Source organism: Dactylosporangium fulvum, from assembly GCF_025137375.1.
GTDB classification, from domain to species: domain Bacteria; phylum Actinomycetota; class Actinomycetes; order Mycobacteriales; family Micromonosporaceae; genus Dactylosporangium; species Dactylosporangium fulvum.
The window spans coordinates 9,349,595-9,370,674 of the sequence record NZ_CP073720.1; the positions used below are offsets into that span (position 1 = coordinate 9,349,595).

Annotated in this window: 18 protein-coding genes; 7 read left to right on the forward strand and 11 right to left on the reverse strand. The window is 69.7% G+C overall.

The features are described from left to right. The first annotated feature begins 35 nt into the window (after positions 1 to 35). Positions 36 to 1,151 (forward strand): glycerophosphodiester phosphodiesterase, encoded by a 1,116-nt coding sequence (locus tag Dfulv_RS43070; protein ID WP_259859577.1) that lies wholly within the window; start codon positions 36 to 38, stop codon positions 1,149 to 1,151. A gap of 125 nt (positions 1,152 to 1,276) precedes the next feature. Here the strand turns inward: Dfulv_RS43070 and hpf are convergent, their stop codons facing one another. The 5 genes from hpf to mtrA form a co-directional block, all read right to left on the reverse strand. Continuing rightward, positions 1,277 to 1,918 (reverse strand): ribosome hibernation-promoting factor, HPF/YfiA family, encoded by a 642-nt coding sequence (gene hpf, locus Dfulv_RS43075; RefSeq protein WP_259859578.1) that lies wholly within the window; start codon positions 1,916 to 1,918, stop codon positions 1,277 to 1,279. A gap of 314 nt (positions 1,919 to 2,232) precedes the next feature. Continuing rightward, positions 2,233 to 2,787 carry a ComF family protein gene (locus Dfulv_RS43080; RefSeq protein WP_259859579.1) on the reverse strand — a complete coding sequence of 185 codons (555 nt, stop codon included), beginning with the start codon at positions 2,785 to 2,787 and terminating at the stop codon, positions 2,233 to 2,235. 192 nt (positions 2,788 to 2,979) lie between these two features. Continuing rightward, positions 2,980 to 4,827: an LpqB family beta-propeller domain-containing protein gene (locus tag Dfulv_RS43085; protein WP_259859580.1), complete on the reverse strand. Its 1,848-nt coding sequence runs from the start codon at positions 4,825 to 4,827 to the stop codon at positions 2,980 to 2,982. Between the two features lie 245 nt (positions 4,828 to 5,072). Beyond that, a complete protein-coding gene (gene mtrB / locus Dfulv_RS43090) occupies positions 5,073 to 6,737 on the reverse strand; it encodes an MtrAB system histidine kinase MtrB (protein WP_406568056.1) in 1,665 nt (554 codons plus the stop codon). A gap of 20 nt (positions 6,738 to 6,757) precedes the next feature. Continuing rightward, entirely contained in the window at positions 6,758 to 7,447 is a 690-nt protein-coding gene (gene mtrA / locus Dfulv_RS43095; RefSeq protein ID WP_259859581.1) for an MtrAB system response regulator MtrA, read from the reverse strand. Positions 7,448 to 7,586: 139 nt separating this feature from the next. Between mtrA and Dfulv_RS43100 the strand changes: the two genes are divergently transcribed. The 5 genes from Dfulv_RS43100 to Dfulv_RS43120 are packed head-to-tail and all read left to right on the forward strand — an operon-like array spanning position 7,587 to position 12,796. After that, positions 7,587 to 8,438 carry a hypothetical protein gene (locus Dfulv_RS43100; RefSeq protein WP_259859582.1) on the forward strand — a complete coding sequence of 284 codons (852 nt, stop codon included), beginning with the start codon at positions 7,587 to 7,589 and terminating at the stop codon, positions 8,436 to 8,438. After that, positions 8,435 to 8,986 (forward strand): DUF4129 domain-containing protein, encoded by a 552-nt coding sequence (locus Dfulv_RS43105; RefSeq protein ID WP_259859583.1) that lies wholly within the window; start codon positions 8,435 to 8,437, stop codon positions 8,984 to 8,986. The genes Dfulv_RS43100 and Dfulv_RS43105 overlap by 4 nt, the downstream gene beginning before the upstream one ends. Then, positions 8,983 to 10,455 (forward strand): DUF4350 domain-containing protein, encoded by a 1,473-nt coding sequence (locus tag Dfulv_RS43110; RefSeq protein ID WP_259859584.1) that lies wholly within the window; start codon positions 8,983 to 8,985, stop codon positions 10,453 to 10,455. Before Dfulv_RS43105 ends, Dfulv_RS43110 begins: the two co-directional genes overlap by 4 nt. A 32-nt stretch (positions 10,456 to 10,487) precedes the next feature. Further along, positions 10,488 to 11,453: an AAA family ATPase gene (locus Dfulv_RS43115; RefSeq protein WP_406568057.1), complete on the forward strand. Its 966-nt coding sequence runs from the start codon at positions 10,488 to 10,490 to the stop codon at positions 11,451 to 11,453. After that, a complete protein-coding gene (locus Dfulv_RS43120; RefSeq protein WP_259859586.1) occupies positions 11,450 to 12,796 on the forward strand; it encodes a DUF58 domain-containing protein in 1,347 nt (448 codons plus the stop codon). The genes Dfulv_RS43115 and Dfulv_RS43120 overlap by 4 nt, the downstream gene beginning before the upstream one ends. Positions 12,797 to 12,843: 47 nt before the next feature. On the opposite strand, the gene Dfulv_RS43125 is transcribed toward Dfulv_RS43120, so the two are convergent. Further along, positions 12,844 to 13,902 carry a stage II sporulation protein M gene (locus tag Dfulv_RS43125; protein ID WP_319805730.1) on the reverse strand — a complete coding sequence of 353 codons (1,059 nt, stop codon included), beginning with the start codon at positions 13,900 to 13,902 and terminating at the stop codon, positions 12,844 to 12,846. Here Dfulv_RS43125 and Dfulv_RS43130 point away from each other — a divergent pair. Then, positions 13,901 to 14,971 (forward strand): RDD family protein, encoded by a 1,071-nt coding sequence (locus Dfulv_RS43130; protein WP_259859587.1) that lies wholly within the window; start codon positions 13,901 to 13,903, stop codon positions 14,969 to 14,971. The genes Dfulv_RS43125 and Dfulv_RS43130 overlap by 2 nt on opposite strands. Before the next feature lie 60 nt (positions 14,972 to 15,031). Here the strand turns inward: Dfulv_RS43130 and Dfulv_RS43135 are convergent, their stop codons facing one another. The 5 genes from Dfulv_RS43135 to Dfulv_RS43155 all read right to left on the reverse strand — a co-directional run bounded on the left by Dfulv_RS43135 (position 15,032) and on the right by Dfulv_RS43155 (position 20,910). Next, entirely contained in the window at positions 15,032 to 16,063 is a 1,032-nt protein-coding gene (locus Dfulv_RS43135) for an ABC transporter ATP-binding protein (RefSeq protein WP_259859588.1), read from the reverse strand. After that, the gene (locus Dfulv_RS43140) at positions 16,060 to 17,184 is read right to left on the reverse strand and encodes an ABC transporter ATP-binding protein (RefSeq protein ID WP_259859590.1); all 1,125 of its coding nucleotides are present in this window, start codon (positions 17,182 to 17,184) and stop codon (positions 16,060 to 16,062) included. The genes Dfulv_RS43135 and Dfulv_RS43140 overlap by 4 nt, the downstream gene beginning before the upstream one ends. Further along, on the reverse strand, positions 17,181 to 18,095 hold the full coding sequence (locus Dfulv_RS43145) for an ABC transporter permease (protein WP_259859591.1): 915 nt from the start codon (positions 18,093 to 18,095) through the stop codon (positions 17,181 to 17,183). Before Dfulv_RS43145 ends, Dfulv_RS43140 begins: the two co-directional genes overlap by 4 nt. Then, a complete protein-coding gene (locus tag Dfulv_RS43150; protein ID WP_259859592.1) occupies positions 18,088 to 19,074 on the reverse strand; it encodes an ABC transporter permease in 987 nt (328 codons plus the stop codon). Before Dfulv_RS43150 ends, Dfulv_RS43145 begins: the two co-directional genes overlap by 8 nt. A gap of 78 nt (positions 19,075 to 19,152) precedes the next feature. After that, positions 19,153 to 20,910, reverse strand: a complete 1,758-nt coding sequence (locus Dfulv_RS43155) for an ABC transporter family substrate-binding protein (protein WP_259859593.1) — start codon at positions 20,908 to 20,910, stop codon at positions 19,153 to 19,155. Positions 20,911 to 21,080: the final 170 nt, after the last annotated feature.

The window sequence follows — 21,080 nt, forward strand, 5'->3', positions numbered from 1 at the left end:
CGTGACGTTGCCATGGGCCCCCGAGATTGGGGCCCATGCGTCGACGTGCAGTGATTTCCGGTATGGGGGTGGCGGCCGGCGCGGCCGTGCTCCCCGCAACGCTTGTCAGCCCGGCCGCGGCCTCCGTCGAGGACCGCCGCCGCCCCACCACGCAACCGCTGGTCATCGGCCACCGCGGCGCGAGCGGGCACCGACCCGAGCACACGCTGGCCGCCTACCGCCTGGCCATCGCCATGGGCGCCGACTACATCGAGCCGGACCTGGTGCCGACCAAGGACGGCCAGCTCGTAGCCCGGCACGAGAACGAGATCTCCGGTACCACCGACGTTTCGTCGCGGCCGCAGTTCGCGTCCCGCAAGACCACCAAGACCGTCGACGGCTTCACGGTCACCGGCTGGTTCACCGAGGACTTCACGCTCGCGGAGCTCAAGACGCTCCGGGCGGTCGAGCGGCTGCCCGCGGTGCGCGCGCACAACACGATCTACAACGGCCTGTTCCAGATCCCCACCCTGCAGGAGGTCATCGACCTCGCTCGCGAGGAAGGCAAGCGGGTGGGCCGGACGATCGGCGTGTACCCGGAAACCAAGCACCCGACGTACTTCGCGTCGATCGGCCTGGCCCTCGAGCCCCTGGTGGCGAAGGTCCTCAAGCGCAACAACCTGGCCGGCCGCAACGCGCCGGTCTTCCTGCAGTCGTTCGAGCCGACGAGCATCAAGAAGCTGCGCGGCCTGGTCGACACGCCTTCGGTGGTGCTGCTGGACGCGGTCGGGCAGCCGTACGACTTCAAGGTCAGCGGCGACCCGCGCACCTGGGCCGACCTGGCCACGCCGAAGGGGCTGGACTACCTCAAGTCGTTCACGAACGGCGTCGGGGCGACCAAGAACCTCGTCATCGCCCGCGACTCGGCCGGCAACCTGCTCGGGCCGACGCCGCTGATCCGCGACGCCCACGCGCGCGGGCTGAAGGTCCACTCGTGGACGTTCCGCAACGAGAACCAGTTCCTGCCGCTGAACCTGCGCACGGGCACCGACCCCAACGCGTGGGGCGACGTCCTGACCGAGATCAGGACGTTCCTGGCCGCCGGCCTGGACGGGGTTTTCTCCGACTACCCGGACACGGCCGTGCTGGCCAGGGAACTGTCCAAGTCCTGATCTGTGTGGCGCCGCTCGTGCGGCTGTTCTGCAGCGCCGCCTCGCGGTGCCCTGTCGCGCCGTCCTGCGGCGCCTCGGTGGTGCGGAAGGCGGGCCCTGGCACCGGGCCCGCCTTCCGCACTGCTCTACATCCCTAGGCTCATGACGCCGTAGTCGAATGCCCGGCGGCGGTAAACCACGCTGGGACGGCCCGATTCCTTGTCGTTGAACAGGTAGAAGTCGTGGCCGAGCAGTTCCATGTGGAACAGCGCGTCGTCGACCGTCATCGGCTCACCGGGATGCTCCTTCTCCCGGACGATGTGCCACGGCTGGTCATCGGGCTCTTCGATCAATTCGAAGCCGCCGGCTTCGGTCGCCGCGGTCTCGGCCGGATTGCCGGCCGGTGCGGCTGAATACCGCTCGGGTGGTGTGAATGCGAGTGACGCGGTCGCCGCGGCGACGGAGACCGGCGCCCGCCGGCCCCGATGGACACGTCTACGGTCGGCAGCACGGCTGAGCCGGCTGTCCAGTTTGCTGATCGCTGTGTCCAGTGCGCTGTAGAAGTCTCCGGCGCATGCCTCCGCACGGATCACCGGACCGCGCGAGTAGCACGTTATCTCGACACGCTGGCAATGGTCCGACTGGCGCGGATTGCGCTCGTGAAACAGCTCGACGTCGACGCGGATGAGCTTGTGGTCGTATCGCTCGACCTTCTGCAGCTTGTCAGCGACATGCTGCCGGTAGTGGTCGGGCACCTCGACGTTGCGGCCCTTGACGACGATGTCCACTCCTGACCTCCCCCACGGGTTTTCTCAGAGACGGGTTCGGATTTGGGTTTGTTGTCTGGACTGCTCGGCCGGAAACGCGCCTCCCCAGAGGCTGAGCCCACGCGGCACGCGACCGAAACTGCGGGTGTCAGCATCCTCCCTTCGTGGCATGGCCACTCAGAGCGTTGGTCGTCTCTCGACGTTAAACCGAGGACAGCCGCTAGTCACCCCTGGTTCACAAGAACAGGGCCCCAAGTCCCGAAACCCTCCTCCGGGATTACCCCACGTTGTCCTCGTCGTAACGTTCTGCACATATCAGGACGAACCAGATCCCTTCACCGCCGACGTTGCGTAGCGGCCAGAACCGCGGCCCGTTCCACCCGGATACCCGCTTCACGGAGGTTTGCAACAGCCGCAACAAGCGTCACACCGGTCGTGACGATGTCGTCGACAAGAACAACCGTCGGCTGGCTGTTCACCGACCGGACAGCCACAGTTCTCTTGGCAAACTGCCGGACGGCCGCTCGCAACCTCGCTGCTTCTCCCGCTCTGACGACAAACGCCCTCCTGGCCGCCTCTGCCCGCTCCGCGGCCGTCAACTCGGCCGAGTCCCCCGCCTTCGGCAGCGCCCGGAGCGGGACCGCCACGACCGCTCCGGGCAGCACTTTCGCCGCAGCCTTGGCCAGCCGCAGAATGTGGTCGCCGTGCCGCCGGCGCGCGGCAGCCGCGGTAGCGGGCACGGGAACGAGGATGACCGGCCCGCGCAGCCCCCTGGCCGGACTCGACCCGCTGGACAGCGAGCGCATCACCACGGCAGCCAGTGCCTCGCCGAGCACGCCGGTCAGCTCGTGCCGGCGCTCCTCCTTGTACTGCAGGATCGCCCGCCGCACCGACCCCGCGTACGCACCCAGCGCATACGTCGGCGGCAGCCCCGCCGGCTCGGGATCGGGCCGCGTCCGCTGCGGCACCGTCGCGCGGAACGCCGCCCGGCACGGCCCGCACAGCGGCCCCGTTGACGGCTGCTCGCACCCCGCGCACGTCGCCGGCAGGACCAGGTCGACAAGATCAGCGAGGAACACGGCTCAGTCCGCGTAGAACGGCGCCTTCGCCGGCGGCAGCTGCGGCGCGGTCGAGGAGGCGGACGGCTGCGGCCCGGCGAGTTGGATCGGTCCGATGTCCTGGCTGTACACGGTGTGCGCGACCCCGTTCGACTCGAACATGATCAGCACGCCGCCCTGCTGCCCCGACGGGCTGGCGATCCGAACCGACATGTGGGTGATCACGCTCTGCGCAGTGGCGGTGCGGTCACGCTCCGGCAGTGGCTTCTCCACCGTGCTGTCGACCGTGATCGACACCAGCGAATACGCCTCCCCGGCCGCTGCCGCCGGATTGCGCGTGCCGCCGACGGCCAGGCTGGTCTCGGTGAGCCAGCCGACCGCCCTGTTCTCGCCGAGCGAGGTGTAGACCTTCCGATACGTGCCCAGACCGGTCAGCTTGCCGTTGTCGAACAGCAACGACGCGACGTTCACGGCACCGTTGGAGATGAAGGCGATTCGCCGCCCGTCCGGTGCGACCGCGAGCGACGAAATACCGCTGGTCGGCGCATCCCCTTGCGGGCCGCTCACCTTCTCGGCCTTGGCCGGCGCGTCGCCGGTCGGCGGGGTGACCGCCCAGAGCGCCATACCGTCGGAAACCAGGAACAGCTGAGCGGGGCGTTCGATCCACACCGGGCGGGTCAGCTTCGCACCGCTCACGCCCACCGGGACGTATTTCGGCGGGTTTGTCGTGGTGGCGTCAGCGGCGCTGACATACAGCGTCTGTTTGCCGCGCGGGTCGGGCTGCCGGACCAGGGCAGCGTGGGTCTTCGAGCGGTTGATGGCGGCCGAGACGACCGACGTGTTCTCGCCGCCCTGAGCGAAGATCGCAGGCGCGCTGCCGCTGCTGAGGTCAACCGGACGCGCCACACCGTCGACGATGCAGAACCGCTCGGGGTTGGTCTCTGCCCCGGCCTCGACGGCGGCGTTGTCGCCCTCGTAACCGTCCGAGTTGATGCCTCGATCCCTGTTCTCGATCGTCAGGGTCACTCGCGGATGCGCCTCGAGCGACCAGCGGATCTGCCTGGCCGCCCGGCGCAGCTCGTCCTCCTTGCCGATCGCCTTGAAGCCCAGGTTGATCGTCACCGCGTCGCGGGTCGCGACCGGGATGTCCTTGATGTCGACGTCGGCGGCCAGACCTTCCGTGACGGGCTGGACGAGATCCGACGGCCGGGCCAGCCAAGACAGCACCTGGGCGACGCGCTGGGCCTGGGACAGCAGCCGCTTCGACATGTACCGCAGGTCGGGCACCAGCTTCTTCCGGCTGTCGACGCCGATCTCCCAGAAGTAGATCGGCTGCTGCAGGTACCACTCGTCGAGTGCCCATTCGCTCAACAGCATCGTGTCATTCGGCGCGTCCTCGATCATCAACGGACCGCCGACGCTCACCACCTTGAAGTCCCAGACGCTCGGTTGAGCCCGATCCTGTGTCGGTTCCTGGTTGAGGACACCGCGCTCGTCGAGCGTGCCGATCAGCTGGCCCTCGACGGAGACGTTCCAGGTGCCGGCTTCCTTGCCCAGTTCCTCCGAGATCCTCGCGACCTTGACGACCTGCAGCTTCTGGCCGGGTAACCACCGTGTGCCACCGGGCTGCGTGAAGAAGTCCCGCATGCGCTTCTGCGTCTCGGTGCGAGCCTCCTCGGGGTCGGCTCCGGCGCCGTTGCCGCCGACCGAGGACGCCAGGAACCGGGTGACGAGGTCCGAGGCTGTAGCAGCACCCTCCCTGGTCGGCAGTTGCTCGACACGGTCGGCGGTGGCGGTGGCGGTGGCCGCCGGACCGAGGTACCTCGGCTCGGTCTGTCCGGGCAGCCCACACCCGCCGAGGAGCAACGCCACGAGAGCGACCAGCCCGGCCGCCTTCCTCCGATCGCGTGTCCTGCCGCCGGGCGGCACTCCGGCGCCGGGCCACGCTTCGCCATCGAGGCGCACCACGTGCTGGGCCGGTGCCTCATTCGAACCACCGGGTCGACCGTTGCCGCCGCTCCCCGTGCTGGTGGGCCGCGGCTTCCGTGGACACGGCACCGCTCCCGCCCGGCTCGCGAGGCCCCGGTTCACGGCGTCCTCGTTCGCAACACGTCGACTCACGGCGTCTCCCCGATCAGCGCCGCCTCGTCGGCACGGGCGTCGTCGGGCACGAGGCGCAACGGCGACGAGACCAGCCGGTCGCCACTATGTGTCGGCAGCGTGAGCCGGAACTGGGCGCCCTTGCCGGGCGCGCCCCACGCTTCCAGCCAGCCGCCGTGCAGGCGAGCGTCCTCCAGGCTGATCGACAGCCCCAAACCGGTGCCCCCGGTCTGCCGTGCCCGCGACGGGTCCGCGCGCCAGAACCGGTTGAACACCAGCTTCTCCTCCCCGGTCTTGAGGCCGACACCGTGGTCGCGAACGGTCACCGCGACGGCCGAAGAGTCGGCGGCCAGGGTCACCACAACCGGCTTGCCCTCGCCGTGCTCGACCGCGTTGCCGACGAGGTTACGCAGGATGCGCTCCACCCGTCGCGGGTCGACCTCGGCGATGATCTCGGTGTCCGGCGTGTCGACACGCAGCGGGACGCCGCACCGCTCGGCCAGCGGTGCCAGCCGCTCGCCGACCCGGCGCACGACCGGCACCAGGTCGGTCGGCTCGGCGTCGAGTGCTGCGAACCCGGCGTCGAACCGGCTGATCTCCAGCAGGTCGGTGAGCAGTCCTTCGAACCGGTCGAGCTCCGCCTGCAGCAGCTCGGCGCTGCGCGCGGCTGCCGGGTCGAAGTCCTCGCGGGAGGAGAACAGCAGGTCGGCGGCCATGCGGACGGTCGTCAGCGGCGTGCGTAGCTCGTGCGACACGTCGGAGGTGAACCGGCGCTGCAGGCGCGACATCTCCTCCAGCCGCACGATCTGGCGCTGGAGGTTGGCCGCCATCTGGTTGAACGCGGCAGCAAGACGCGCCAGGTCGTCCTCGCCCTTGACCTGCATGCGCTGGTCGAGCAGCCCGGCGGAGAGCCGCTGCGCGGTGCGCGCCGCGACCCGGACCGGTTTGACCACGAGCCGGGTCATCATGGCGGCGATCAACGCGAGCAGCGCGACGAGCGCGATGCCGGTGACGGTGACGACCAGCGCGACGAACTGGACGAGCTCGTCCTCCGACTGCAGGGGAAGCAGGTAGTAGAGCTCGACCGGGTCGCCGGCGGTCGCCACGGGGGTGCCGAGAACGAGGTACTTGCGCGGCCCCATGCCGACGTCGAGGGTGGCGATCTGCTGATACGTGTTGGGGCGACCGCCGACCAGGGAGCGCATCGGCTGCATGGCCGGGGTGCTCATGACCTGGTAGGCACCCTGCTCCGGCCATGACGCGGAGAGGTTGGGGAGGTTGGCACTGCGCCGCAGCACGATCACCTCGGCGCCGGGCACGTCCATCGAGGTGGCCAGGTAGCCCGCCACGGTTTGCAGCTTGCCGGGCAGGCCGGGGTCGTCGGCCTGCGTGAAGCCCTCGAGCTCGTGCGCGGCGTAGGTGGCGCCGCCGGAGATCTGCTCCTTGGCCGTGTTGATCCTGCTATCCAGCACGCCTCGGCTGATCAGGGACGCGACCGTGTAGCCGAACGCCAGCACCAGCGCCGCGGACAGCAGGAGCGTGATGCCGACGACCCGGAACTGCAGCGAACGCCGCCACCGGCGCCGGGTCGCCGCCCAGAATCGGCGGGCACGCCGGCTCACGGCGAGCGGGATCAACCGCTTCGGCCGGAGCCTGCGGACCTGGACGAGGACAGGGTCGATACGCACCACGGAGTCACGACCTAGCCGGTGCCGGCCTTGTAGCCGACACCGCGCACGGTCAGGATGATCTCCGGCTTTTCGGGATCGGGCTCGATCTTGGCGCGCAGCCGCTGGACGTGCACGTTGACCAGGCGCGTGTCGGCGGCGTGCCGGTAGCCCCAGACCTGCTCCAGCAGCACCTCACGCGTGAAGACCTGACGCGGCTTGCGGGCCAGGGCCACGAGCAGGTCGAACTCGAGCGGGGTCAGCTTGACCTCGTCGCCGTCGCGCGTGACCGTGTGTGCGGGCACGTCGATGGTGATCTGGTTGCCGGGTGGCCCTATGGTCAGCAGCTCCGGCGCGACGTCCTCACCGCGACGCAGCCGGGCACGCATGCGCGCGACCAGCTCCTTGGGCTTGAACGGCTTCATCACGTAGTCGTCGGCGCCGGACTCGAGGCCGAGGACCACGTCGACCGTGTCGCTCTTCGCGGTGAGCATGACGATCGGCACGCCGGACTCGGCGCGGATGGACCGGCAGACGTCGATTCCGCTCATCCCGGGCAGCATCAGGTCGAGCAGGACGATGTCAGGCCGGGTGTCCCGGAACGCAGCGAGGGCCCGCTCACCGTCCGCGACGAACGAGGGGAGGAAACCTTCGCTGCGCAGAACGATGCCGAGCATCTCGGCGAGGGCGGGGTCGTCATCGACCACCAGGACACGGGCTCTCATGCGGTCCAATATTTCACCTCCATGCCCGAACATGGGAACCCGGCAGCCGATCTTGAAAAGATGTGCCCGATTGTGTTCGCCGCATCGACTCTGCGTGACGTGGGCGGTTTTTGTCGCCCCGGCCTACTACGGTGTCCGCGTGGAACAGACCAAGGCCGTGATCCCGATGCGTCCGCTCACCTTCGGTGAGCTGCTTGACGCAGCGGTGTCGCTGCTGCGCGTCCATGGGCCGCTCCTGCTGGTGTCGGCCCTGGTGCTGGCCGTCTGCGAGCAGGCCCTGCTGTATCCGCTGCGCTCCTGGGCCGGCATGACACCGCCGCTCCACCTTCCCTATTCCGAGCGATTGGGGTCGTCGTGGCTGGCCTTCTGCGCCGGTCTGGCCACCGAGGGCGCGATCCTCGCGCTGCTGGGCGGGCTGACGGGTGCCGCCGCCGGCCCCGGGTTGCTCGGGCGACCGGTGCGCGGGCGGGAACTGCTGGGGCAGGTGTTCCGGCGGCTCCCGGCCCTCCTTGTGGTCGCCGTCGTGACCGCGGCGATACTACTGACGAGTTCCCTCGTCATGCTGCTGCCCTGGCTGTTCCTGTTCGGCCTCGTCGGCATGGCGGGCCCGGCGCTGATCGTCGACCGGATCGGGCCCGGCCGGGCGCTGGGCCGTTCGTTCCGCCTGGCGTCGGTCGGACTGCGGGGAGCGGCGATCCGCCTGGGTGGCTACGTGAGCTGGACCGCGATCCGGCTGGTCCTCGGTTATGCGGCCTTCGGGCTGCTGCAGGTCTCGTTGCGCCCGGGCTCGATCATCTTCACGGTGCTCATCATGGCTCTGTGGGTGCTGGTCGACTCGCTCGCCTACGCCACACTGGCCTGCGTCGACGCGGTGCTCTACCTGGAGACCCGCATGCGTGTCGAGGGCCTCGACATCGCGATCGGCCGCATCCGCCGCCTGGGCCGGCCGGTCGACCTGGCCGGCTCGGCCGTCCTCGGAGCGGCCCGATGACCCGCGCCTGGGCATTCTTCCTCGACGCGCTCGACGACGTGTTCGGCGTGGCGTGGGTCGTCTTCGTCCTCTTCCTGGGCTCGATCGTCTTCGGTCTGCTGCACTACTTCTATCCGCGCTGGGTGCCCAACGGTCTGCCGAATTTCCTTCGGCGGCGCAAGCCGAAGACGACTCAGGAGCCGGTGCCGGAGCTGGTCGAGCCGGTGCCGCTGCCCGATCCCGAGCCCGATGCCGAGCTGCCCGACATGCCGGCACACGTCTTCATGTCGCTGGCCGACCGGCTGGCCGCCGAGGGCAGGTTCGCCGAGGCGGTCCGCGAGCGGCTGCGCGCCATCGTCCGCGGGCTGGTCGAGCGCAGGGTCCTCGAGCACCAGCCCGGCATGACCGTCACCGAGTTCGCGCACGCCGCCGCGGCCGTCGTGCCGGCCATCGACTCCCCGCTGCGCAGTGCGACGGGCATCTTCTCCGACATCTGGTATGGCGAACGGCCCGCCACCGCGGAGCACGACAACCGGATGCGCCAGCTCGCCGCGGAGGTCGGCGCATGACCGCGACGCCCGTTGACACGCCACCCGCCGGCCCGCCGGCCGACAGCACGCCGCCACCCGGCAACACGCCGCCAGCCGGAAATGCTCCATCGGCCGGCAAGGCGAAACAGCCGAAGAAGCCGCGGAGCTGGCGCTGGCTGCGCCTGGTGGTCCCGCCCGCCGCGGTGCTCGTCGTGGTGCTGCTCGGCACGTGGATCTACCAGCTGGAGCAGCCGGACGAGGACGACCCGGCCTACCTGTCGCCGACCAGCACGGCCGACATCGGCGCCGCCACGCTCGCGGACCGGGTCCGCGCCGCCGGCGTCGACATCCAGCGGATGACGAAGTCCTCCGACGCGCTGGTCGCCGCCAACGAGGGCGACGCGACGCTGCTGATCACCACTCCGGAGCTGGTCCACCCGCATTACCTGCGCATGCTCAAGCTGCTGCCACCCACGACCGACGTCGTGCTGATCGAGCCGCGGCTGGACACCGTCGTCGACGCGCTGTTGCCGCTCTGGTCGGCGAAACGGGCGTATGTCAGCGAGGCGAGCGACCCCGGCTGCACGTATGCGCCGGCCGTCGAGGCGGGCCGCGCGGGAGTGCGCCGGACCCGATACGGTTCGGTCTACAAGCAGGAGGCCGAGGAGGTGGCCCGGTGCTACGACGACGCGCTCGTCGTCTTCGAGCGCGGCGCCTCCCGGATCACTCTGGTGGGCTCGGCCGACCCGTTCCGCAACGACCGGATCGGCGAGCACAACAACGCGAAACTGGCGACGGGGCTGCTGACGCGTTCGCCCAGGCTGATCTGGCTGGACCTGCACCGCCGCGAGTCCCCGCCGCTCGTCACCAACGACCCCGGCCTCGCCGGCGGTTCGGCGGCACCGCCGTCCCTGCGCCCGCCGTCCTCCGGTGAGCCGGGCGACCCCGACTTCCCGGTGCGTGGGGAAGGCGGCTCGGACGACCAGCCGACCACGTGGGGCGGCGACAGCAGCGGGGAGGAGCCGCCCAACCCGCTGTGGCAGGCGTTCCCGCCGTGGACGTATGTCGCCGCCGCACTGCTCGCGATCGTCTTCATCCTGTCCGCGCTCGCGCAGGCACGACGGCTGGGAAGCCCCGTCGTCGAGCCGCTGCCGATTGTCGTCCGGGCGTCGGAGACGGTCGCCGGGCGCGGGCGGTTGTACCAGCGCGCGAAGGCCCGCGCCGAATCGCTGCAGACGCTGCGAGCCACCGCCCTGAGCCGGTTGACCCACCTGCTGCGGCTCGAGCCCGACGTCGACCACCGGACGCTGATCGAGGCGGTCGCCGCGCAGAGCGGCTGGCCCGCACCGCTGGTCGAGCAGGTCCTCTTCGGGCCGTCGCCAGAGGACGACGTGCAACTGGTCCAGGCCGCCACGAGCCTCGAGCAGTTGCTCAACGCCGTCGCAACCGAACATCCCGTCGCGGCAACAAACGCGCCGGCCGCCGCACCCGAAGGAGAGTCCCGGTGACCGACACCGCCATTCCGTTGACCCAAGGTGCTGTGCCCGACACCGGCGCGCTCCAGGCCCGTGCGGCGCTGGGCCGGCTGCGTGCCGAGGTCGCCAAGGTCGTCGTCGGCCAGGACGCGGTGGTGACCGGCATGGTCATCGCCCTGCTGGCCCGCGGGCACGTGCTGCTCGAAGGTGTGCCGGGCGTGGCGAAGACGCTGCTCATCCGTACCATCGCGGCGGCACTCGAGCTGGACTCCAAGCGTGTGCAGTTCACGCCCGACCTCATGCCGGGTGACGTCACCGGGTCGCTGATCTTCGACGCGCGCAGCGCCGAGTTCCAGTTCCGCGAAGGGCCGGTCTTCACCAACCTGCTGCTCGCCGACGAGATCAACCGGACGCCGCCGAAGACACAGGCGTCGCTGCTGGAGGTCATGGAGGAGCGGCAGGTCTCGGTCGAGGGCACGCCACGCGCGCTGCCCGATCCGTTCCTGGTGGCCGCGACGCAGAACCCGATCGAATACGAGGGCACCTATCCCCTGCCGGAAGCGCAGCTTGACCGGTTCCTGCTCAAGTTGACGGTGCCGCTGCCGACCCGCGACGAGGAGCTCGGCGTGCTCCGGGCGCACCACCAGGGCTTCGACCCGCGACGGCTGCGCGAGGCCGGGGTGCAGGCGGTGGCGACGACGGCCGACCTGGTCGCCGGCCGGGCCGCGGTGCAGCGGGTCGCGGTCGCCGACGGCGTGCTCGCGTACATCGTCGACCTGTGCCGGGCGACGCGGGTGTCGCCGTCGCTGGAGCTCGGCGCGTCCCCGCGTGGCGCGACGGCCCTGCTCGCCGCGTCGAAGGCCTGGGCGTGGCTGACCGGTCGTGACTACGTCACACCCGACGACGTCAAGGCGCTGGCCCGTCCGACCCTGCGCCACCGCGTGCGCCTGCGGGCCGAGGCCGAGCTTGAAGGCGTGACCTCCGACGCCGTCCTCGACTCCGTCCTCGCCACGGTGCCGACCCCGCGATGATCACCTGGCGGCCGCCGGCGCTGCTCGCCGTCGGCACACTGCTGCTGGCGCTGTTCGGCGCGACCCTGGGATCGGGGGTCAGCCCGGTGTGGCTGTGGGTCGCCGCCGGCGTGCTCGTGCTCGCCATCGGCGTCGCCGCGCTGCTCGACGGGCTCGCGGCCGCGTCGCCGAGCGAGCTGCGGATGAGCCGGTCCGGCGACAAGTCGCTGTGGCTGGGCGAGTCCGGCAGCGTGCGGCTCATCCTGCACAACGGCTCCAACCGGGTGTTCGTCGGGCAGGTGCGCGACGCGTGGGTGCCGTCCGCCGGTGCGACGCCGGCGACGCAGGAGGTGCGCATCGAGCCGGGCCGGGCGGTCGCGGTGACGACGTCGCTGACCCCGAGACGGCGCGGCGACCGGCCCGCCGTGCGCGTGACGGCGCGGGCATATGGGCCGTTGCGCCTGGCGTACCGGCAGAGCACCCGAAAGACCGCTGACCGGTTGACGCCGGAATGGCGGTTGCGGGTCTACCCGCGGTTCAGTTCACGCCGCATCCTGCCGGAGAAGCTGGCACGGCTGCGGGTGCTCGACGGGTCGGTGGTGACGCGCGGGCGCGGGCAGGGCACGGAGTTCGACACGCTGCGGGAATACGTGCTCGGCGACGATGTGCGGTCCATCGACTGGCGCGGCAGCGCCCGGCGGTCCGACGTCGTGGTGCGCACCTGGCGGCCCGAGCGTGACCGGCGGCTGGTGTGTGTGCTCGACACCGGGCGTACCTCGGCGGCGCGCATCGGCGACGAGCCGCGGCTGGATGCGGCGATGGACGCGGCGATGCTGCTCGCGTCGGTCGCGGCGCGGGCCGACGACCGGGTCGACCTGCTCGCCGTGGACACCGCAGTGCGCGCCTCGGTGACCAACGTCGAGAAGCGCACCCTGCTGTTCCGGCTGGTGACCGCGATGGCGCCGCTGGAGCCGGCACTGGTGGAGACCGACTTCGGCCTGGTCGCCAGCGAAGTGTTGCGGCGCGAGCGGAAGCGGGCCCTGGTGGTGCTGTTCACCGCGCTGGAGCCGGGCGCGTTGGGCGACGGTCTGCTGCCGGTGCTGCCGCAGCTCGCCGCGCGGCACAAGGTGATCGTCGCCGCTGTCCACGACCCCGAACTGACACGGATGGCACAGGTCGGCCGGACGCCGAGCACCGCCGACGTGTACACGGCGGCGGCCGCCCAGCGGGCGCTGTCCGAGCGGGAGCGTGTCGCCGCCGCCCTCCGCCGGCACGGCGTCGAGGTCGTCGACGCCCCGGTCGACGAGTTCGCGTCGAGGCTGACCGACCACTACCTGGCCTTGAAACACTCCGGCCGCCTCTGAGCCTCGGCCCCTGCGATCGGTGGTGGACAAGGGTCGCGGAAAACGGACTATGCGGTCGGGAGCGGGTCCTCGGCCAGGTCTTCCGGGAGGGCGGTCGACTCGCCGCCGGCGGCGGCCTTTCGGCCGAGGATCACGACGTATGCCAGGAAGGCTATCCAGACGATCGCGCCGATGAAGTCCTTCAGCAGCATGGGAATCGGCGCCGGGGTCAGGAAGCCCTCCAGCACGCCGCTGATCAGCAGTACCACCACCAGGCCCAGCGCCACCAGCATGCCCTCGCGAGCCGCCTCGGCCAGGGCGCGGCCTCTCGTGCGGAACGGGCCCGGCGCGATCCAGGACCAGCCGATGCGCAGGCCCACGCCGGCGCCGACGAAGACCGCCGTTAGTTCGAGCAGGCCATGCGGAATGATCATGCCGAAGAAGACGTCGCTCCGGCCGTACGCAATCATCACGCCGCCGACGAGGCCGACGTTCAGGGCGTTGGTGAACAGGACGTACACCGTCGGGAGGATCAGGACGCCGGCGGCCAGGACCTCGCCGGTCAGCAGGGCGTTGTTGGTCCAGACGCGCAGGGTGGAGTTCTGTGGCTGAAACTCGCTGTAGTAACCGGCGAACTCGCTGTTGACGAGCGACTTGATCTCGGCGTCGGAAACGAAGTAGTTCGCCACCTCGGGATTCGCCGCGATGTACCCCATCAGGCCGAACGCCACCAGACAGAAGGCCGTGGCCACGCCGGACCACCAGGGCCAGGCACGGTAGACGGCCAGCGGGAACGTCGTGGTGAAGAACCTGCCGACCGTGTGGAACGAGAACGACGGCGTGCCGGTGATCGCGTTGCGGGCGGTGAGCACCAGGCGCGACAGCCACGCGACGAGCGCCGGGTCGGGCGAGCGGCTGCGCACGAGCGAGAGATGGGTCGCCGCGCGCTGGTACAGCGCCACCAGCTCATCGGCCTCGGCGGCGGTCACCCGGCGGCGCTTGGAAAGCTCCTCCAGCCGCCGCCACTCCCCGCCGTGCTCGGCGACGTACGCGTCCAGGTCCACCCCGGCAGCGTAGACGGACAGGGCACGCGCCGGGGTGCACCGTTGTAGGACACTGGTCGCCATGAGCGTCACGTCAGCACCCGAGACTCCCGGCGACCGGCTGGTCAGCGGTGAGGCGGTCGAGCTCGACGTGCGCGTGGCCCGGGCCGGCTCACGGACACTCGCCCTGATGATCGACATCCTCGGCCAGTTCGTGCTGTTCGTCGCGCTGCTGATCCTCGCGATGGCCGTCACCTGGCTGACCAGCAACGTCGGCATCTTCGACGCCGGCCTGGGCCAGGCCATCGTGGTCGTGGTCCTGGTGATCGTCCTGCTGGGCTACCCGGTGTTCTGGGAGACGGTCCTGCGGGGTCGCACGCCGGGCAAGGCGGCGATGGGCCTGCGTGTGGTCCGCGACGACGGCGGCCCGGTCCGGTTCCGGCACTCGTTCACCCGAGGACTGGTCGGGCTGGCGCTGGAGTGGCCGGGGCTGCTGATGCCCGTGGTGACCTGGCTGGCGAGCATCGGCACCCTGCTGCTCAACCCCAGCGGCAAGCGCCTCGGCGACCTGGCGGCGGGCACCATCGTCATCCACGAGCGGACCCCGGCCAGCTGGGGCTGGGTGCCGGCGATGCCGCCTCCGCTGGCCCGCTGGGCGGCGCTGCTCGACCTCACCGGCCTCGACGACAGCCTCGCGCTGGCCGTGCGGCACTTCCTCGCACGGAACCGGGAGATCGCCGAGCCGGCCCGCACCGCGCTGGGCCAGGCGCTGGCCCGCGAGGTCGCGACGTACACCACTCCCCCGCCACCGCCAGGGGTTCCCGGTTGGGCATATCTCGCGGCAGTACTGGCCGAGCGTCACCGCCGCTCCGCGCGCCAACTGGTGAAGGCCCGGGCCGCGTCGGCGAGCGTGTGGCCGGGCCTCGCGGCGGCACTCAACCCGACGGCCTCCGCGGCGCCGCCGATGACGGGCCCGGTGCCGTGGACCCCGGCGTTCGCCGTCCCACCGAACGGCACCGCCGCCATGCCGGGACTGCCACAGCCGGGACTGCCACAGCCGGGCATGATCCCGCCGGGCATGACTGCGCCCGGACCGGGAGCGACGGCACCGGGAACGACGCCGCCCGTCCGCCCGCCGGCGCCGCTGCGCTGAAGGCAAACGGCGGTGCCGCCGGCCGCAAGAACGGACGGCGGCACCCCGGACCGGTTCGGTTCAGACGAGCTTGACCGCCTCCGCGTAGTGGCAGGCGCTCCGGTGGCCCTGGCCGCGGTCGGTCAGCGCCGGCTCCTCCTCGACGCACCGCTTCTGCTCCGCCGATGTCAGCACCGAGGCGAACTTCGGGCAGCGGGTCCGGAACCGGCACCCGCTCGGCGGCTTCACCGGGCTGGGCACGTCTCCGGTGAGCAGGATCCGTTGCCGCATGCGTTCCTTGCGCGGGTCCGGCAGCGGGATCGCCGAGATCAGCGCCTGCGTGTACGGGTGCGACGCCTTCGTGAACAGTTCCTCGACCGACGCCGTCTCCACGATCTTGCCGAGGTACATCACGGCGACGCGGTGCGCGATGTGCCGTACCACCGAAAGATCGTGCGAAACGAAGAGGTAGGACAGCCCGAGCTCGGTCTGCAGGTCCTCCAGCAGGTTGATCACGCCGGCCTGGATCGACACGTCCAGGGCCGACACCGGCTCGTCCAGCACGAGGACCTTCGGGCGCAGCGCCAACGCCCGGGCGACCCCGATGCGCTGCCGCTGCCCGCCGGAGAACTCGTGCGGGTACCGGTTGCCGTGCTCCGCGTTGAGGCCCACGGTCTGCATCAGCTCGCGGACCTTCGCGCCCCCGTCACCGAAGAGGCCGTGAATGCGGAGCGGTTCGGCGATGATCTCGAACACCGTCATGCGCGGGTCGAGCGAGGCGAACGGGTCCTGGAACACGATCTGCAGATCGCGCCGCAGCGGACGCATCTGCGCACGTGACAGCCGCACCAGGTCCTTGCCCCCGTAGTGCACGGATCCGCTGGTCGGGGTGATCAGGTTGAGCAGCAGCCGCGCGGTGGTCGACTTGCCGCAGCCGGACTCGCCGACCAGCCCGAGCGTCTCGTTCGCGCCGATGTCGAAGGAGACGTCACAGACGGCGTGCACCTCGCCGATCCGCTGCCGCAGGATGCCCCGCGACCGGACCGGGAAGTGCTTGACCAGGTTCTTCGCCGAGATGACGGTCCTGGTGCCGGTGTCCACGACCTCGGTCATGCGCCCTCCTCCGAAACCGTGTCGACGTCGGTCGCGAGCTCGGTCGACGCCACGTCGACCAGGTCGGTGTCGACGTCGACCGAGGTGACCGCGAAGACGTCGGTGGCCGAGGCCGACTCGAGCTGTGAGCTGAAGTGGCACGCCGCCGAGTGACCGTGGGCGATCGGCAGCAGCTCCGGCTCCTCCTCGCCGCAGATGTCCTGCGCGAGCGGACAGCGGGGCCGGAACGGGCAGCCGGGCGGCAGGTTCAGCAGCGACGGCGGGGTGCCGACGATCGGCGTGAGCCGCGCGTCCCGCCCCTCGTCGACGCGGGGAAGGCTGCCCAGCAGACCCAGCGCGTAGGGCATGCGGGGCCGGTAGAAGATGTCGTCGACGGTGCCCGACTCCACCAGCTTCCCGGCGTACATGACGCAGATCCGGTCCGCGTGCCCGGCGATGACGCCGAGGTCGTGCGTGATGAGCACGAGTGCGGCACCGATCTCGGTACGCGCCGCCTCCAGCGCCTCCAGCACCTGCGCCTGCACGGTCACGTCCAACGCGGTCGTCGGCTCGTCCGCGATCATGACCTCCGGGTTGTTGGCCATGGCGATCGCGATGACGACCCGCTGCCGCATGCCGCCGGACATCTCGTGCGGATAGTTGTTCACGCGCTGCTCGGCGTGCGGGATGCCGACGATCCGCAGCAGTTCGACGGCCCGGTCCCAGGCGGTGCGCTTGCTGACCTCGTGGTGCACGAGGACCGCCTCGGCGATCTGCTTGCCGATCGGGTAGACCGGGTTCAGTGAGGTCAACGGATCCTGGAAGATCATCGCCAGGTGCTTGCCGCGCACCTTGCTCATCTCCCGGTCGTTCTTGCCGAGCAGCTCCTCGCCGCGGAACTTCGCCGATCCCGTGATCCGGGCCGATTTCGGCAGCAGGCCCATCAGGGCCAGCGAGGTCACCGACTTGCCGGAGCCGGACTCGCCGACGATGCCGAGCGTCTCGCCGCGCCGGAGCGTGTACGAGACGCCGCGCACGGCCTTGACCAGGCCGTCCTCCGTCGGGAACGAGACGCTGAGGTCCTCGACCGACAGCACGACGTCGGTCGCGGTGGAGGGGGGATCAAGAGAGATGTTGGTCATCGGCGCACCAGCGTCTGTCGTGGGTCGAAGGCGTCGCGGAGCCCGTCGCCGACGAAGTTGACGGTGAGCGCGATGAGGATGATGAACAGGCCGGGGAAGTAGAACAGCCACGGCTGGTCCTGCACGGAGAGCTTGGCGTCGTTGATGAGCAGGCCGAGCGAGGTGTCGGGCCGCTGCACGCCGAAGCCGATGAAGGACAGCGCGGTCTCGGACAGGATCGTGGTCGCGATGGTGACCGTCGCCGCCACGATGATCGGTCCGAGCGCGTTGGGCAGCAGGTGCCGCAGGATGATGCGCATGTCGCTCGCGCCCATCGCCTTGGCCGCCTCGACGAACTCCTGCTCACGCAGCGACAGCACGACGCCGCGCACCACCCGGGAGATGCCGGCCCACGCCAGGAACGACAGCACCAGGGCGAGGCCCCACCATCTGGCGCCGCCGCGGATGTTGACCGCGAGGGTCACCGCGATGGCGATGCTGGGCAGGGTCAGCACCACGTCGGCGATCCGCATGAGCAGGCCGTCGAGCCAGCCCCGGTAGAAGCCGGCGATCGCACCCCACAGCGAGCCGAAGGTGGTCGCGATCAGCGCCACCACCAGCGAGATCTTCAGCGACTGCTGGGTGCCGCGCATGCTCTGGCCGAGCAGGTCGTGGCCGGCCTGGTCGGTGCCGAGCGGATACTCCGCCGACGGCGGCGAGAAGCTCGGGCCGTCGATGTAGGTGTGGTCGTACTTCCACACGAGCGGCCCGACGAACGCGAACAACACGATCAGCAGGAACACCACCAGGCTGCCGACCGCGAGACGGTGCCGCAGGAAGCGCCGGATGACGAGCTCGAACTGGGAGCGCTGCCGGGTGGTGATCTCCTGAACACCTTGTGGGGCCTTCGTGGCCAGGGTCGGGTTACTCATAGCGGATCCTCGGGTCGAGCACGGCGTAGAGCAGGTCGGCGATGATGTTGAACAGGATCACCACGAGACCGGAGACGAGCAGCCAGCCCAGGATCGAGTTCACGTCCCGCCGGATGACCGACTCCAGTAGGTACGTCCCCATGCCTGCCCAGTTGAAGACGGTCTCGGTGATCACCGCGCCGCCGAAGATGGCGCCGATGTCGACGGCCGTGATCGTGGTCAGCGGGATGAGCGCGGTGCGCAGCGCGTGCCGGATCATGACCTGCCGGCTGCGCAGGCCTTTCGCCCGGGCGAGGCGCACGTAGTCGCTGTTGAGGACCTCCAGCATGGCGCTGCGTTGGTACCGGCTCCAAGCCGCATACGTGATCAGCGTCAATGCGATGGTGGGCAGCACCATGTGCCCGGCGATGTCAGTGATCTTGCCCCACGTGTCGAACGTGTCGTGGTTGTAGTCCTTGTCGCCGAGTGTGTAGAAGGTCTGCGTGCCGGTGCTCTGGTTGTAGAAGATGCCGGCCTCTTTCAGCAGCAGCGCCAGCCAGAACGACGGGATCGACAGCGCCAGGAACCCGGCGAACGTGAAGCCGTAGTCGACCTTGCTGTACTGCCTGACGGCGCTGATCACGCCGGAGATGACGGCGAGGAGCACCGCGAGCAGCATGGCCACGAAGACCAGCCGCAGCGTGACCCAGAGCCGGTCACCGAGCTGGTCACCGATGTTGAGGGTGCGCTCGGTCGACTGGCCGAAGTCGCCGTGCAGCACCAGGTTGCCGAGCCACGAGATGTACCGCTCGTGCAACGGCTTGTCCAGGCCGAGCCGATGGGCTTCCGAGAGCCGGGTTTCGAGCGGGACCGGTGGGTTCCGCGCCTCCATGTCGTCGATGGGGTTGCCCGAGAGGGACGCGACGATGAACACGAAGAGCGAGGCGGCGATGAGCACCGGTATTCCGATCAGGAGCCGGCGCACCGCATAGGCGATCATGATCTACCTCCGCTGTGACGCAGGACCCCGGACGCCGGTTGAGGCGTCCGGGGTCCCCGTGTGTGTTCGAGCCCAGACTCAGGCGGCCTTCTGGCCCCACTCCTGGATGTTGTACGTCGGGCCCCACTGCGTCGCGTTGTCGCGGATATTGACGTAGTCGGAGTACGTGAAGGTCAGCGTCGGCTTCTGCACGAGCGGCAGCACGTACGCGTCCTTCGCCATGATCTCGTTGGCCTGGTTGAGCAGGTCGGCTGCCTTCTTGGCGTCGAGCTCCTGCGCACCCTGCTTGACCAGCCGGTCGACGTCGGCGTTGGAGTAGCCGCCGTAGTTGCCGCCGTTGCCGGTGACCCAGTTCTGCTCGGCCGAGCCCTGGAAGAGCGGGCTGCCGACCCAGGCGAAGATCATGATGTCGAAATCACCCGTGGAGAGCGTCTTGCCCAGCGTCTCGGTAACCTCGATCTTGACCTCGACACCGATGTTCTTCAGCGCCGCCTGGACCAGCTCACCCGTGGTGGCACGCAGCTGGTTGCCCTTGGTGTGCCGGAAGCGCAGCGCCGGAACGGGCTCGCCGCTCTTGGTGATCAGCTTGCCGTTCTCGATCTTGTAGCCGGCGTCGGTCAGGATCTTCTTCGCCTTCTCGACGTCCCCGGAGCCCTGGCCGGTCGGCGCGACGACGTCCTTGTAGTTGGGGTCGCCGGGGAAGAGGTTGTGGCTGCCGAGCGGCTTGGCCTGCTTGTCGAAGACGCCGTAGGTCTTGTCGATGACCGACTTGACATTGATCGCCGTGAAGATCGCCTGGCGCAGCGCGACGTCGGCCAGGTACTTGTTCTTCAGGTTCAGGTCAAGGTGCTCCCACGTGTACCCGTGGCCGATGCGGTAGATGACACCGGGCGTCTCGTTCGCCCCGTTCACCAGCGCCGCGTTCGGCTGCGGCGACATACCGAGGATCTCCTTGTTGCGCAGCGCCGGGATCACGGAGCCCTGGTCGATGATGAACTTGAAGACGACCTTGTCGAGCGACGGCTTGACCTTGCCGTACCACTTGTCGTTCTTCTTGAGGACCAGCGACTGGTCCTTGGTGAACGTGTCGATGAGCAGCGGGCCGCCGGACCAGGTGGGCACCGTCTCGCTGAACCAGTCGGCGGCGCTGTTGACGCCCTCGGGCTTGCTCAGGTCGAAGCCCTGCTTGGTGGCGAGGTGGGCCGGGTAGAGCCCGTCGGTCGAGTAGAGACCCTTCCAGTCGGCATAGGTCTTGCCGTCCTCGAAGGTCAGGGTGACCGTCTTGCCGCCGTCGGAGCCGACGATGCTCTTGATGAGGTCGTAGCCGGAGGTGGTGGCCGGCGTGCAGCCGCTGCAGTGCTCCTTCTTCCCGGAGTTCTGCTTCCAGGCGAGGGTGAAGTCGTCAGCGCTGATCGGCGTGCCGTCGTTCCAGACCGCGTCGGGCTTGATCTTGTAAACCACCGTCTGGGGGTTTTGGTTGGTGAGCTCCGCCGAGACCATCAGGTCGGCGTTGAGCTGCATCTGACCAGCCGGGTCCGCTTTGTAGACCTGCGGGATGAGCCCGGACATCGCCTTGGACGCGTCGAAGGTGTTGCCCTCTTCGGTGTTGATGTTCCAGCTGGTGAAGCTCTGCTCCAGCCCGAAGATGTATTCACCGCCCGGCTTGGCCTGACCACCGTTGCAGGTGTTCGGGTTCTTCTCGCAGTCCGCAAAACCGGCGTTGGACGTCGGCGTACCCTTGTCACTGTCGCCGCCGCCACCGCAAGCGCTCAGGGCGAGCACTGTGGCCGCCCCGACCGCAACGAGGCTGGTAAGCCCCTTCGATCTCGTGCGCATGTCCCCTCCAGTCAGAAACGCGCACCCGGGCCACGATGGAGTCCGCGGTCGCGGGCACGACCGTGGGCCAACCGGGCCGCGTTGTGGTGCCTAAAGGAAACGACGCGGGCGGCTACCTGCATAGAGGATGTAGAGATTCGTAACTGTCCCGTTATGCGGACTCTTCCGTG